The sequence below is a fragment of the Streptomyces ficellus genome, from assembly GCF_009739905.1.
Classification (GTDB): domain Bacteria; phylum Actinomycetota; class Actinomycetes; order Streptomycetales; family Streptomycetaceae; genus Streptomyces; species Streptomyces ficellus_A.
In genome coordinates this window covers 3,858,993-3,873,195 of the sequence record NZ_CP034279.1, presented here as the reverse complement: position 1 = coordinate 3,873,195, position 14,203 = coordinate 3,858,993, and the positions used below count along the sequence as shown (strand labels likewise).

Annotated in this window: 8 protein-coding genes and 3 rRNA genes; 5 read left to right on the top strand and 6 right to left on the bottom strand. The window is 66.7% G+C overall.

The features are described from left to right. The first annotated feature begins 51 nt into the window (after positions 1-51). The 4 genes from EIZ62_RS17255 to EIZ62_RS17240 are packed head-to-tail and all read left to right on the top strand — an operon-like array spanning position 52 to position 3,659. Entirely contained in the window at positions 52-963 is a 912-nt protein-coding gene (locus EIZ62_RS17255) for an ABC transporter ATP-binding protein (RefSeq protein WP_156693544.1), read from the top strand. Further along, positions 960-1,736 carry an ABC transporter permease gene (locus tag EIZ62_RS17250; protein WP_156693543.1) on the top strand — a complete coding sequence of 259 codons (777 nt, stop codon included), beginning with the start codon at positions 960-962 and terminating at the stop codon, positions 1,734-1,736. The genes EIZ62_RS17255 and EIZ62_RS17250 overlap by 4 nt, the downstream gene beginning before the upstream one ends. A 25-nt stretch (positions 1,737-1,761) precedes the next feature. Further along, positions 1,762-2,997: a sensor histidine kinase gene (locus EIZ62_RS17245; RefSeq protein ID WP_156693542.1), complete on the top strand. Its 1,236-nt coding sequence runs from the start codon at positions 1,762-1,764 to the stop codon at positions 2,995-2,997. Then, complete coding sequence (locus EIZ62_RS17240; protein WP_156693541.1) at positions 2,994-3,659, top strand: response regulator; 666 nt, start codon at positions 2,994-2,996, stop codon at positions 3,657-3,659. Before EIZ62_RS17245 ends, EIZ62_RS17240 begins: the two co-directional genes overlap by 4 nt. A 22-nt stretch (positions 3,660-3,681) precedes the next feature. On the opposite strand, the gene EIZ62_RS17235 is transcribed toward EIZ62_RS17240, so the two are convergent. The 5 genes from EIZ62_RS17235 to EIZ62_RS17215 all read right to left on the bottom strand — a co-directional run bounded on the left by EIZ62_RS17235 (position 3,682) and on the right by EIZ62_RS17215 (position 11,001). Beyond that, a complete protein-coding gene (locus EIZ62_RS17235; RefSeq protein ID WP_156693540.1) occupies positions 3,682-4,557 on the bottom strand; it encodes an aminoglycoside phosphotransferase family protein in 876 nt (291 codons plus the stop codon). A gap of 91 nt (positions 4,558-4,648) precedes the next feature. Continuing rightward, positions 4,649-4,765: ribosomal RNA gene (gene rrf, locus EIZ62_RS17230) — 5S ribosomal RNA — on the bottom strand. 95 nt (positions 4,766-4,860) lie between these two features. Further along, positions 4,861-7,983: ribosomal RNA gene (locus EIZ62_RS17225) — 23S ribosomal RNA — on the bottom strand. A 301-nt stretch (positions 7,984-8,284) separates the two neighbouring features. Next, positions 8,285-9,812, bottom strand: a 16S ribosomal RNA gene (locus EIZ62_RS17220). Together the 16S, 23S and 5S rRNA genes form the textbook arrangement of a ribosomal RNA operon. Before the next feature lie 637 nt (positions 9,813-10,449). Next, a complete protein-coding gene (locus EIZ62_RS17215; RefSeq protein WP_156693539.1) occupies positions 10,450-11,001 on the bottom strand; it encodes a MarR family winged helix-turn-helix transcriptional regulator in 552 nt (183 codons plus the stop codon). 142 nt (positions 11,002-11,143) lie between these two features. Here EIZ62_RS17215 and EIZ62_RS17210 point away from each other — a divergent pair, with 142 nt between their 5' ends. Continuing rightward, entirely contained in the window at positions 11,144-12,406 is a 1,263-nt protein-coding gene (locus EIZ62_RS17210) for an MFS transporter (protein WP_156696450.1), read from the top strand. Here the strand turns inward: EIZ62_RS17210 and EIZ62_RS17205 are convergent. Then, positions 12,403-14,055 (bottom strand): ATP-binding SpoIIE family protein phosphatase, encoded by a 1,653-nt coding sequence (locus EIZ62_RS17205; protein WP_156693538.1) that lies wholly within the window; start codon positions 14,053-14,055, stop codon positions 12,403-12,405. The two genes, EIZ62_RS17210 and EIZ62_RS17205, sit on opposite strands and share 4 nt — an antisense overlap. Positions 14,056-14,203 lie beyond the last annotated feature (148 nt).

Below are 14,203 nucleotides of genomic sequence, written 5' to 3'. Positions count from 1 at the left end.
CCCGCCCCCGGTCGGACGTCCACCGGCGCCCCGCTCCGTAGCGTCGACGACATGATCCGCGCCCATGAACTGACCAAGCGGTACGGCGGCCGAACCGTCGTCCAGGACCTCAGCTTCACCGTCCGCCCCGGTACCGTCACCGGCTTCCTCGGCCCGAACGGCGCCGGCAAGTCCACCACCATGCGCATGCTCCTCGGGCTGGACGCCCCCACCCGGGGCCGTGCCACCATCGGCGGCCGCGCATACGCCGACCACCCCGCGCCCCTCACCGAGGTGGGCGCCCTGCTGGAGGCGCGCTCCGTCCACCCCGGCCGCACCGCCTTCAACCACCTGACGGCGCTGGCCCTCACCCACGGCATCCCGCGCACCCGGGTCACCGAGGTCCTGGCCACGGCGGGGCTGACCGGCGTGGCGCACCGACGCGTCAAGGGCTTCAGCCTCGGCATGGGCCAGCGGCTCGGCATCGCGGCCGCCCTCCTCGGCGACCCCGCCACCGTCATCCTCGACGAGCCGGTCAACGGCCTCGACCCGGACGGCGTCCTGTGGATCCGTACCCTCCTCAAGTCCCTGGCCGCCGAGGGCCGCACGGTCCTCGTCTCCTCCCACCTGATGAGCGAGATGGCGCTGACCGCCGACCACCTGATCGTCATCGGCCGGGGCCGGCTGCTCGCGGACACGACCGTCGCCGACCTCGTCCGGGACCGGGGCGAGGCGAGCGTCAAGGTCGTCACGCCACGGGCCGGCGAGCTGCACGCGCTCCTCGCCGCGCGTCCGGGCGTCGAACCGGCCGCCGAGTCCGCCGACACCCTCCAGGTTCGCGGCGCGGACGCCCCGTACATCGGCCGGGTCGCCGCCGACCACGCCATCCCCCTCCACGAACTGACCCCGCAGACCGCCTCCTTGGAGCAGGCCTTCATGGACCTCACGCACGAGGCGGCCGAGTACAACGGAGCCGCGGCATGACGACCCCCGCCCACACGGTGACCCCGGCGCGCGTCCTGCGCTCCGAGTGGCACAAACTGTGGACACTGCGCTCGACGTGGATCACCGCTCTCACCGCGAGCGGCCTGGTCCTCGGCATCGGCCTGATCATGGGCGCCACGTACACGCCGGGTGGCGGCGACGCCGACATCGACACGGTCGTCCTCGTCCTCTACGGCACGATGCTGTCCCAGATCTGCCTGGCGGTCCTCGGCGTCCTCGTCACCGCCGGCGAGTACGCCACCGGCATGATCCGCGCCTCCCTCACCGCCGTACCGCGCCGCACACCCGTCCTGTGGGCCAAGGCGGCGGTCTTCGCGGTCTCGGTGTTCACCCTCAGCCTCGTCACCGCCCTGGTCACCTTCCTCGCCGCGCAGCTCCTCCTGTCCGGCACCGACCAGACGGCCTCCCTCACCGACGCCGGCGTGCTCCGCGCCATCGCCGGCAGCTCCGCGGGCCTCACCCTCGTCAGCCTGATCGCGCTCGGCCTCGGCGCGCTGCTGCGCTCGGTGCCCGGCGGGCTCGGCGCCTTCGTCGGCGGCGTCATGATCGTGCCGGAGATCGTGTCGATGCTCCCGTACGACGCCGTCGACACCGCCGTCCGGTACTTCCCCACCCAGGCGTTCGGCGCCCTCGGCTCCGCCACCCCCCTCCCCGGCGCGGCGAGCCCGGGCGCGGCACTGCTCGCCCTGGTCCTCTGGGCGGCCGCGTCCCTGGGGTCGGCGGCCCTGCTGCTGAAACGGCGGGACGTATGAGCCCGTTCCGTACGAGGATGGCCGGATGACCACCGGCCGGCAGCCGCTCACCACGCTCGTCCAGGGCGTGGTGCAGCGCGTCCGGGACGTCGACCGGCGCCGCCCGCTGCTGTGGGACGCGGCCCTGACCGGCTTCTTCGTGGTGGTCGCCCTGGTGGACGCGGGCGGCGGGTGGCGCAACATCGCGCTGAACACGGAGGTGCCCGGCTGGCTCGTCCTCACCCTCAGCCTCGGCTTCACCGTGCCTCTGCTGTGGCGCCGCCGCCACCCGGTGCGGGTCCTCACGGCGATGGCGCCCGTCATCCTGGTCAGCGGCTGGACGGGCGCGATGCTCCAGGCCGGTCTCATCGTCCACATCGTCGTGTTCAACATCGCGCTACGGCTGCCCCTCCGGACCCTGGGGTGGGCGGCGGCCCTGGTGACCGTCCCGAACGTGATGGCCGCGATCCGCTACCCGCGCGGCAGCTGGGAGCAGCAGATCATCCCCTCCCTGTGGACGTTCACGCTCGTCGTCCTGCTGGGCGTCGTGGTCCGTTCCCGCAAGGAGTACACCGCGTCCCTGGTGGAGCGCGCCCACCGCCTGGAAATCGAACGCGACCAGCAGGCGCGGCTGGCCGCGGCGGCCGAACGGACCCGCATCGCCCGGGAGATGCACGACATCATTGGCCACAACCTGTCCGTCATCACCGGCCTCGCGGACGGCGGCGCGTACGCGGCGGCCAAGTCGCCCGAGCGGGCCGCCCAGGCCCTCGACGCCATCGCCTCCACCAGCCGCCAGGCGCTCACCGAGCTGCGCCGGCTGCTGGACGTCCTGCGCGAGGAGTCCCCCGGCACGGCGGACCCCGGCGCGGCGGGCCCCGACCGCGCTCCACAGCCCGCCCTCACCGACGTGGACCGGCTCGTCGAAGGCGTACGGGCCGCGGGCCTCCCCGTCCGGCTCACCGTCCTCGGTGCCCCCGACGGTCTGCCCGCCGGCCGACAGCTCGCCGCCTACCGCGTCATCCAGGAAGCGCTCACCAACACCCTCAAGCACGCCGGCCCGGCCGCCACGGCCACCGTCGACATCGGGTACGGGGACGGCGTCACCGTCACCGTCACGGACACCGGCCACGGCGGGCCGCCCCGGGCCCAGGGGCGCGGCCTCACCGGCATGCGCGAACGCACCGCCCTCTACGACGGCACCCTCGACGCCGGCCCACTGCCCCAGCCACCCGGCGGCTGGCGCGTCCACCTGCACATACCGAAGGATCCCACTCCGTGACCACCGTCCTCATCGTCGACGACCAGCCCCTGCAACGCCTCGGCTTCCGCATGCTGCTGGAGAGCCAGGACGACATGGAGATCGTCGGCGAGGCCGGCAACGGCACCGACGCGGTACGCCTGGCGGCACAACTGCGCCCCGACGTCGCCCTGATGGACATCCGCATGCCTGGCCTGGACGGCATCGACGCCACCCGGCGCATCGTCGCCACCGGCGACCGCACCCGTGTCCTGATCCTCACGACCTTCGACCTGGACGAATACGCCTACGAGGGCCTGCGCGCCGGCGCGAGCGGGTTCCTCGTCAAGGACGCCCTGCCCAACGAGCTCCTGGCCGGGATACGTGCGGTCGCGAGCGGTGACGCCGTCGTCGCCCCCAGCCTCACCCGCCGCCTCCTCGACGCCTACGCCCACCATCTGCCGCCCACCCCCGGCTCCCCCGCGGCCCCGGACCCGCGCCTGGCGCAACTCACGGAACGGGAACGGGAGATCCTGACGGTCATCGGCCAGGGCTGGACGAACACGGAGATCGCCGAGCGCCTCCACCTCGCCGAGTCGACGGTGAAGACCCACGTGGGCCGCATCCTCGCCAAGACCGGCGCCCGCGACCGTGTGCAGGCGGTCATCCTGGCCTACGACACCCGTCTGGTGAGCCCCTCGTAGCCGCTCGGCCCCGGCTGGGCGGCTACTCCGGCGCGAGTACGGCCCGGATCACGTGCCGGGCGTTCTCCGCCATCCCCGGGTTCGAACCCCGGTGGTCCGGCAACGCGATGAGAGCCTGCGACAGCGTCCGAGCCCGGCCGCGGGCCCACGTCGCGCCGTCCACGCCGAGCCTCGTCCGGAAGGCCTCCCTCGCATCGGGCGGCAGGAGGTTCCAGGCGGGGAAGAGGTCGCAGGCGGGATCGCCCACGCCCATGCACCCGAAGTCGATCACCGATGCCAGTCGGCCCGCGTCCAGCAGGAGGTTGCCCGGCATCAGGTCGGCGTGCAGCCACACCGGCGGGCCGTCCCAGTCGGGAGTCCCCAGTGCGGCCTCCCACACGGCCAGAGCGGCATCGCAGTCCACGCCCTCGTCGGGGATGCCGCGCAGCCGCTCGATCGCCGCCCGCGTCCCGGCGTCCAGCGATGCCAGCGGTCCGCCCCGGTAGGCCGCCGGCGCCCCCGGGAGGTCGACGCTCCACATGGCGGCCACGAAGGCGGCCAGGTCCTCGGCCAGCCGCAGGGGCTCGCTCAGCGCCCCCGCCTCCGGGTGGTCCCCCTCCAGCCACCGGTACACCGACCACGCCCACGGAAACCGCTCGCCCGCCCCTCCGGCTCCCAGCACCTCGGGTACGCCGGTGGGCAGCCGGTCCGCGAGCCGGGGCAGCCACTCCCGCTCCATCTCCACGTCCGCCGCCCCGCCTTGCGTCAGCGGCAGCCGTACGACCATGTCCTCGCCGAGCCGGTACACGGCGTTCACGGTCCCACCGGACGGAAACCGCTCCACCGGCAGCCCCGCCCACTGCGGGAACTGCTCCGCGACCAGCCGCCGCACGAGGTCGTCATCAATGCGTGCGCCCATTTTCTCCCCTATAAACGCAGACCCGTAAACGCGGACCCCTAAACGCAGGAAAGCCCCGCACCAGAAGGTGCGGGGCTTTCCCACAATAATTGTTCGGCGGCGTCCTACTCTCCCACAGGGTCCCCCCTGCAGTACCATCGGCGCTGAAAGGCTTAGCTTCCGGGTTCGGAATGTAACCGGGCGTTTCCCTAACGCTATGACCACCGAAACACTATGAAGATATCCGAACTACAACCAGCCACCCCAAACAAGGGGGTGTGGGAGTTCGTTACTTCAGAACTAACACAGTGGACGCGAGCAACTGAGGACAAGCCCTCGGCCTATTAGTACCGGTCAACTCCACCCATTACTGGGCTTCCATATCCGGCCTATCAACCCAGTCGTCTACTGGGAGCCTTACCCTCTCAAGGAGGTGGGAATACTCATCTCGAAGCAGGCTTCCCGCTTAGATGCTTTCAGCGGTTATCCCTCCCGAACGTAGCCAACCAGCCATGCCCTTGGCAGAACAACTGGCACACCAGAGGTTCGTCCGTCCCGGTCCTCTCGTACTAGGGACAGCCCTTCTCAATATTCCTACGCGCACAGCGGATAGGGACCGAACTGTCTCACGACGTTCTAAACCCAGCTCGCGTACCGCTTTAATGGGCGAACAGCCCAACCCTTGGGACCGACTCCAGCCCCAGGATGCGACGAGCCGACATCGAGGTGCCAAACCATCCCGTCGATATGGACTCTTGGGGAAGATCAGCCTGTTATCCCCGGGGTACCTTTTATCCGTTGAGCGACGGCGCTTCCACAAGCCACCGCCGGATCACTAGTCCCGACTTTCGTCCCTGCTCGACCCGTCGGTCTCACAGTCAAGCTCCCTTGTGCACTTACACTCAACACCTGATTGCCAACCAGGCTGAGGGAACCTTTGGGCGCCTCCGTTACCCTTTAGGAGGCAACCGCCCCAGTTAAACTACCCATCAGACACTGTCCCTGATCCGGATCACGGACCCAGGTTAGACATCCAGCACGACCAGAGTGGTATTTCAACGACGACTCCACCTGAACTGGCGTCCAAGCTTCACAGTCTCCCACCTATCCTACACAAGCCGAACCGAACACCAATATCAAACTGTAGTAAAGGTCCCGGGGTCTTTCCGTCCTGCTGCGCGAAACGAGCATCTTTACTCGTAGTGCAATTTCACCGGGCCTATGGTTGAGACAGTCGAGAAGTCGTTACGCCATTCGTGCAGGTCGGAACTTACCCGACAAGGAATTTCGCTACCTTAGGATGGTTATAGTTACCACCGCCGTTTACTGGCGCTTAAGTTCTCAGCTTCGCCCCACCGAAATGGAGCTAACCGGTCCCCTTAACGTTCCAGCACCGGGCAGGCGTCAGTCCGTATACATCGCCTTACGGCTTCGCACGGACCTGTGTTTTTAGTAAACAGTCGCTTCTCGCTGGTCTCTGCGGCCACCCCCAGCTCGAGCAGCAAGTGCTCTCACCAGTGATGGCCCCCCTTCTCCCGAAGTTACGGGGGCATTTTGCCGAGTTCCTTAACCATAGTTCACCCGAACGCCTCGGTATTCTCTACCTGACCACCTGAGTCGGTTTAGGGTACGGGCCGCCATGAAACTCGCTAGAGGCTTTTCTCGACAGCATAGGATCATCCACTTCACCACCATCGGCTCGGCATCAGGTCTCAGACTATGTGCAAGGCGGATTTGCCTACCTTGCGTCCTACACCCTTACCCCGGGACAACCACCGCCCGGGCTGGACTACCTTCCTGCGTCACCCCATCGCTTACCTACTACAGGTCTGGTCCGTCGGCTCCACCACTTTCCTTTCCCCGAAGGGTCCGGAACGGCTTCACGGACTTAGCATCGCCTGGTTCGATATTGGGCGTTTCAAAGCGGGTACCGGAATATCAACCGGTTGTCCATCGACTACGCCTGTCGGCCTCGCCTTAGGTCCCGACTTACCCTGGGCAGATCAGCTTGACCCAGGAACCCTTAGTCAATCGGCGCACACGTTTCTCACGTGTGTATCGCTACTCATGCCTGCATTCTCACTCGTGAACCGTCCACAACTCGCTTCCGCGGCTGCTTCACCCGGCACACGACGCTCCCCTACCCATCACAGCGGGCGTTGGCCCGTATGCTGCAATGACACGACTTCGGCGGTACGCTTGAGCCCCGCTACATTGTCGGCGCGGAATCACTTGACCAGTGAGCTATTACGCACTCTTTCAAGGGTGGCTGCTTCTAAGCCAACCTCCTGGTTGTCTCTGCGACTCCACATCCTTTCCCACTTAGCGTACGCTTAGGGGCCTTAGTCGATGCTCTGGGCTGTTTCCCTCTCGACCATGGAGCTTATCCCCCACAGTCTCACTGCCGCGCTCTCACTTACCGGCATTCGGAGTTTGGCTAAGGTCAGTAACCCGGTAGGGCCCATCGCCTATCCAGTGCTCTACCTCCGGCAAGAAACACACGACGCTGCACCTAAATGCATTTCGGGGAGAACCAGCTATCACGGAGTTTGATTGGCCTTTCACCCCTAACCACAGGTCATCCCCCAGGTTTTCAACCCTGGTGGGTTCGGTCCTCCACGAAGTCTTACCTCCGCTTCAACCTGCCCATGGCTAGATCACTCCGCTTCGGGTCTTGAGCGCGCTACTAAATCGCCCTGTTCGGACTCGCTTTCGCTACGGCTTCCCCACACGGGTTAACCTCGCAACACACCGCAAACTCGCAGGCTCATTCTTCAAAAGGCACGCAGTCACGACCCATTGGGTAAACCCAATGAGCGACGCTCCCACGGCTTGTAGGCACACGGTTTCAGGTACTATTTCACTCCGCTCCCGCGGTACTTTTCACCATTCCCTCACGGTACTATCCGCTATCGGTCACCAGGGAATATTTAGGCTTAGCGGGTGGTCCCGCCAGATTCACACGGGATTTCTCGGGCCCCGTGCTACTTGGGTGTCTCTCAAACGAGCCGCATGAGTTTCAGCTACGGGGGTCTTACCCTCTACGCCGGACCTTTCGCATGTCCTTCGCCTACTCATACGGTTTCTGACTCGTCCTGTCGCCGGCAGACGACAGAAGAGAGATCCCACAACCCCGCATGCGCAACCCCTGCCGGGTATCACACGCATACGGTTTGGCCTCATCCGGTTTCGCTCGCCACTACTCCCGGAATCACGGTTGTTTTCTCTTCCTGAGGGTACTGAGATGTTTCACTTCCCCTCGTTCCCTCCACACTGCCTATGTGTTCAGCAGTGGGTGACAGCCCATGACGACTGCCGGGTTTCCCCATTCGGAAACCCCCGGATCAAAGCCTGGTTGACGGCTCCCCGGGGACTATCGTGGCCTCCCACGTCCTTCATCGGTTCCTGGTGCCAAGGCATCCACCGTGCGCCCTTAAAAACTTGGCCACAGATGCTCGCGTCCACTGTGCAGTTCTCAAGCAACGACCAGCCACCCATCACCCTGCCACTTACGCGGCAAGTTCACTGGGGCCGGCATCGCAGAAGGGCGAGCAACGCTCGCACCCTCAGACACCCAACAGCGTGCCCGGCACGATCAGATCAGGTTCACGTTCCACGCCGAAGCAGTACTAGTGACCCTCACGAACCGTGCCGAATAATCAACGTTCCACCCATGAGCAACCAGCATCGGACGTTCGCCGATGTTCTGGCCTCTGACCAGCCGTAGCTGGTGAGAAGTGCTCCTTAGAAAGGAGGTGATCCAGCCGCACCTTCCGGTACGGCTACCTTGTTACGACTTCGTCCCAATCGCCAGTCCCACCTTCGACAGCTCCCTCCCACAAGGGGTTGGGCCACCGGCTTCGGGTGTTACCGACTTTCGTGACGTGACGGGCGGTGTGTACAAGGCCCGGGAACGTATTCACCGCAGCAATGCTGATCTGCGATTACTAGCAACTCCGACTTCATGGGGTCGAGTTGCAGACCCCAATCCGAACTGAGACCGGCTTTTTGAGATTCGCTCTGCCTCGCGGCTTCGCAGCTCTTTGTACCGGCCATTGTAGCACGTGTGCAGCCCAAGACATAAGGGGCATGATGACTTGACGTCGTCCCCACCTTCCTCCGAGTTGACCCCGGCAGTCTCCTGTGAGTCCCCATCACCCCGAAGGGCATGCTGGCAACACAGAACAAGGGTTGCGCTCGTTGCGGGACTTAACCCAACATCTCACGACACGAGCTGACGACAGCCATGCACCACCTGTATACCGACCACAAGGGGGCGACCATCTCTGGCCGTTTCCGGTATATGTCAAGCCTTGGTAAGGTTCTTCGCGTTGCGTCGAATTAAGCCACATGCTCCGCTGCTTGTGCGGGCCCCCGTCAATTCCTTTGAGTTTTAGCCTTGCGGCCGTACTCCCCAGGCGGGGAACTTAATGCGTTAGCTGCGGCACCGACGACGTGGAATGTCGCCAACACCTAGTTCCCAACGTTTACGGCGTGGACTACCAGGGTATCTAATCCTGTTCGCTCCCCACGCTTTCGCTCCTCAGCGTCAGTAATGGCCCAGAGATCCGCCTTCGCCACCGGTGTTCCTCCTGATATCTGCGCATTTCACCGCTACACCAGGAATTCCGATCTCCCCTACCACACTCTAGCCTGCCCGTATCGAATGCAGACCCGGGGTTAAGCCCCGGGCTTTCACATCCGACGTGACAAGCCGCCTACGAGCTCTTTACGCCCAATAATTCCGGACAACGCTTGCGCCCTACGTATTACCGCGGCTGCTGGCACGTAGTTAGCCGGCGCTTCTTCTGCAGGTACCGTCACTTTCGCTTCTTCCCTGCTGAAAGAGGTTTACAACCCGAAGGCCGTCATCCCTCACGCGGCGTCGCTGCATCAGGCTTTCGCCCATTGTGCAATATTCCCCACTGCTGCCTCCCGTAGGAGTCTGGGCCGTGTCTCAGTCCCAGTGTGGCCGGTCGCCCTCTCAGGCCGGCTACCCGTCGTCGCCTTGGTAGGCCATTACCCCACCAACAAGCTGATAGGCCGCGGGCTCATCCTTCACCGCCGGAGCTTTCCACCACTGAGGATGCCTTCAGTGGTCGTATCCGGTATTAGACCCCGTTTCCAGGGCTTGTCCCAGAGTGAAGGGCAGATTGCCCACGTGTTACTCACCCGTTCGCCACTAATCCCCCACCGAAGTGGGTTCATCGTTCGACTTGCATGTGTTAAGCACGCCGCCAGCGTTCGTCCTGAGCCAGGATCAAACTCTCCGTGAATGTTTACCCGTGATCGGGTTGACACTCGCGTTGAGCGGAACCGGAGGGGAGGAATAGTCCCCTCGGTTCACAGCGTCCTCGCTGTGTTTTCTTCAAAGGAACCTCGACCATCCGTTGGATGGACGGGGTATCAACTAATCTGGCGTTGATTTTTGGCACGCTGTTGAGTTCTCAAGGAACGGACGCTTCCTTTGTACTCACCCTTGCGGGTTTTCCTCCGGGCGCTTCCCTTCGGTATTTCGTGTTTCCAGCTTAGCAGATCCGTTTTCCGTTTCCGCCACCCGCTGGAGCGGGCTGCCGGGTTGTTCTTCGCTTTCGCGTTTCCCTTTCCGGCGGTTCCGACTCTATCAGATCCTTTCGGGCCTGATTCCCAGTCAGAGTGGGATGTCTTTGCGGCTGTTGGGCCGTTCCGACGTTTCAAACTCTAGCGGATTTCCCCGGCGACTCATAATCGAGTCTTCGAAATGTATTTCGGCATGCCGAAATACGTCCCGGTGAGGAGTCAGTGCTGAGTTTGGTTGCCGCGTGACGCGGCGGGAGTGGCTACCGAAGAACCGTTACGGCTCCGTGGCAACCCGAAGAACTTTACGCATCGGGTGGAGGCGTGTCAACCCGACCCCAGGCGGTCAACCGTCGGTCAACCCGTCGGCCCGTCGAGGTCCTTGAGCCGGCCGCCCGCGTCGGGCTGGGCGTGCTCCACCCGGCGGAGCAGGCGGATGAGCATCTCGCCCAGCACCCCTCGCTCGTCCGTGCTGAGGTCCTGGAGCAGGTCCTCCTCGAAGGCGGTCGCCATGCGCATGGCCTCGAGCCACTTGGTGCGTCCCTCGTCGGTCAGTTCCACGATGACCCGCACCCGGTTGTTCTCGTCCCGGTCCCGGGTGACCAGGCCGTCGGCCGCCATGCGGTCGATGCGGTGGGTCATCGCGGCAGGGGTGAGGCCGAGGCGCTTGGCGAGTTCGCCGGGACCGAGGCGGTAGGGCTCGCCGGAGAGGACGAGGTGCTTGAGGACCTCCCACTCGGCGTTGCTGATGCCCAGCTCGGCGACCTGGCGGCCGTACGCGACGTTCATGCGGCGGTTCAGGCGGCCGAGCGCGGAGACCACCTGCTCGACCTGGGGGTCGAGATCGCGGAACTCGCGCTGGTAGGCGGCGATCTGCTCGTCGAGGCTCGGTTCCTGCGTGTCGGACATGCGGGGAGTATCCCACGGCACTCGTTGGCGTTGAAGTCCTTCGATGTGTACAGTTAAGCATCGAACTTTAGTGTTGAAGTCTTCAGGACTGAGTCCTACAGAGTCGAAGTAGGTGAGTGTGACCAAGGCGATGGGCGCTGCGATGCGCCGGATCCAGGCAGGGAACGTGCTGAGCGCGTTCGGGCTCGGGTTCACCGTTCCGTATCTCTATGTGTATGTGGCTCAGGTGCGGGACCTGGGCGCCGGTACGGCGGGGGCCGTGCTGGCGGTCTTCGCCATGGCCGCTCTGGTGGTCCTCCCCTTCACCGGGCGGGCCATCGACCGCCGGGGCCCGCTGCCCGTGCTGGTGGGCGCGGCGCTGCTGGCCGCGGTCGGCGCATTGGGCATGGGGCTGGCGGGGAGTGTCGTCACCGTCGTCGGGGCGGCGGCGCTGCTCGGTGCCGGTACGGCCGTGATGCAGCCGGCGCTCGCCACGATGATCGTCTGGTGTTCCTCCCCGGAGACGCGGACGCGGGCGTTCGCCACGCAGTTCTTCCTCCAGAACCTGGGTCTGGGCATTGGCGGCCTGATCGGTGGCCAGCTGGTCGACGAGAGCCGGCCGGACAGCTTCCTGCTGCTCTTCTCCATCGAAGCGGTGATGTTCCTGGTGCTGGCCGGCATCGCCGTGACCGTGCGGATGCCGCGGACGCCGTCGATCGGGCAGGCGCCCCGGGACGGCAACGCCAAGGGCGGGCTGCGGGCGCTGCTCGGGCACCGGGCGATGGTGCAGCTGTGCGTGCTGGGCTTCGTGCTGTTCTTCGCCTGCTACGGGCAGTTCGAGTCGGGTCTCGCGGCGTACGGCACGGAGGCCGCCGGGATCGAGCCGTCGGCGCTGGGCATGGCCCTGGCCGCGAACACGGCGGTCATCGTCGTCGCGCAGTTCCTGGTGCTGCGGTTCGTGGAGCGGCGCCGGCGGACGCGGGTGATCGCCTGGGTCGGTCTGATCTGGACCGTCGCGTGGCTGTTCGCGGGGTACGCCGGGCTCGGGCACGGCAGCCAGGCGATGGCGACGGCCGCGTTCATCGCGACGTACGGGCTGTTCGGGCTGGGTGAGGCGATGCTGTCGCCGACCGTGGCGCCGCTGGTGGCCGACCTGGCGCCGGAGTCGATGGTGGGGCAGTACAACTCGGCGTTCGCGCTGGTCAAGCAGCTGGCGCTGGCGGTCGGCCCGGCCGTGGGCGGTCCGATGGGGGCCGCGCTGCACGGTCCGTACATCGTGACGTTCGTGCTCTTCTCGCTGGGCATCACGCTGCTGGCGGTGCGGCTGGGCCGGAGGCTCACCCCGGCCCAGGACCATCCGTACCTGGTGGCGAAGTCCCGGGTGGTCGCCCAGCACAAGCCGGACGACCAGCGGGTGACTGTCTAGCCCGGGAGGGCGAACTCGCACCAGACCGCTTTGCCGCCCCCGGGCGTGCGGCGGCTGCCCCAGGACGAGGCGATCGTGGCGATGATCGAGATGCCGCGACCCGCCTCGTCCTCCGTTTCGGCGCGGCGGCGGCGCGGCAGGTGGTCGTCGCCGTCCGTCACCTCGATGATCAGGCGCCGGTCGGTGCGGCGCAGGCGCAGGCGCATGGGCGGGGTGCCGTGCTGGAGGGAGTTCGCGACGAGCTCGCTGGTCGCGAGCACCCCCAGGTCGCGCAGCTCGACCGGGAAGCGCCAGCTGGAGAGGACCCCGGAGGCGAAGGCACGCGCGCGTGGTGCCGCTTCGACGCCGCCGAGGAGGTCGAGGGCGGCGTTGTGGAAGAGCTCGGCGTCCGGGCCCGTGCGGGAGGGGTGCTGGAGGACCAGGACGGCGACGTCGTCGTCGTGCTCGGCGGTGACGCCGAGGGCGCGCAGCAGCCGGTCGCAGACGACCTGGGGGCTGCCGGTGGCGCCGGCCAGGGCGCGCTCCAGGGCGGCGACGCCCTCGTCGATGTCCTCCCTGCGCCGCTCGACCAGGCCGTCCGTGTAGAGGACGGCGGTGGAGCCGGGCGGGAGGGCGATGGTTCCGGAGGCGTGGAGCCAGCCGCCGGTGCCGAGCGGGGGCCCGGTCGGTTCCTCGGCGCGGCGGACGGTGCCGTCCTCGTCCCGTACGAGGATCGGGAGGTGTCCCGCGGAGGCGTAGACGAGGCGGCCCTCGTTGGGGTCGTGGACGGCGTAGACGCAGGTGGCGATCTGGCTGGCGTCGATCTCGGCGGCGAGGCCGTCGAGGAGCTGGAGCACCTCGTGGGGCGGCAGGTCGAGCCGGGCGTACGCCCGGACGGCGGTGCGGAGTTGGCCCATGACGGCGGCCGCGCGCACGCCGCGTCCCATGACGTCGCCGATGACGAGGGCGGTGCGGCCGGCGCCGAGGGTGATCACGTCGTACCAGTCGCCGCCGACGGCCGCGTCCGTACCGCCCGGCTGGTAGGTGGCGGCGACGCGGAGGTCGTCGGGCTGCTCCAACTCCTGCGGGAGGAGGGATCTCTGGAGGGTGACGGCGGTCTCTCTGTGGCGGCGCTCGCTGGCCCGGAGCCGCTCGGCGGCCTCGGCGTGGTCGGTGACGTCGGCGGCGTGGACCAGGACCCCGGCCTCGGTGGTGCCGCGCGTCTCGACGGGCAGGCAGGTGACGGTGTACGAGCCGCCCGCCTGCGTACGGCGGGACTTGACCGTGCGGGGCTTTCCGCTGCGCAGCACCTGGTCCATCAGCGGCAGCAGGCCCAGCTCGGCGAGCTCCGGGCAGGCGGCGGCGACGGTCGCGCCGGACGGGCGGGGGCCGAAGGCGGCGGCGTAGGCGTCGTTGACGTGCGCAAGGCGGTGGTCGGCGCCGTAGGTGAGGGCGACGAGCCCGGGGAGACGGCCGAGGATCTCCCGTACGGGGAAGTCCTCCAGGGCGGGGGCGTCGTCGGGCACGGGCTCCAGCCGCTGGTCGGACTCACCCCGCGCCGCGGGTACGGAGTCCGCCCGCTGCGCCGGCGAGACCCCGGGGTCGGTGCCGCGCGCAGCGGCGCGGCGCTGCGTACCGGGGAGCCGGGCGCTCCAACGCGTGAAGTTCACGGATCTGTATGCCTCATGGTGTCGTTGCCGTGCTGAGTCACTCTGTGCAGGTGTGAGCCCACCTATGGTCACACGTCCAGTGTGACCGACCGCACTGACAAGGGGTGTCTGCCGGGGCTCGGCCCCGTCGGCGGAGCTGGGGGGCCGG

Excerpts from the sequence above, each read along its gene's own strand:
- EIZ62_RS17255 (WP_156693544.1), top strand. The coding sequence starts at position 52 with ATGATCCGCGCCCATGAACTGACCAAGCGGTACGGCGGCCGAACCGTC.
- EIZ62_RS17250 (WP_156693543.1), top strand. The coding sequence starts at position 960 with ATGACGACCCCCGCCCACACGGTGACCCCGGCGCGCGTCCTGCGCTCC.
- EIZ62_RS17245 (WP_156693542.1), top strand. The coding sequence starts at position 1,762 with ATGACCACCGGCCGGCAGCCGCTCACCACGCTCGTCCAGGGCGTGGTG.
- EIZ62_RS17235 (WP_156693540.1), bottom strand. The coding sequence starts at position 4,557 with ATGGGCGCACGCATTGATGACGACCTCGTGCGGCGGCTGGTCGCGGAG.
- EIZ62_RS17215 (WP_156693539.1), bottom strand. The coding sequence starts at position 11,001 with ATGTCCGACACGCAGGAACCGAGCCTCGACGAGCAGATCGCCGCCTAC.
- EIZ62_RS17210 (WP_156696450.1), top strand. The coding sequence starts at position 11,144 with ATGCGCCGGATCCAGGCAGGGAACGTGCTGAGCGCGTTCGGGCTCGGG.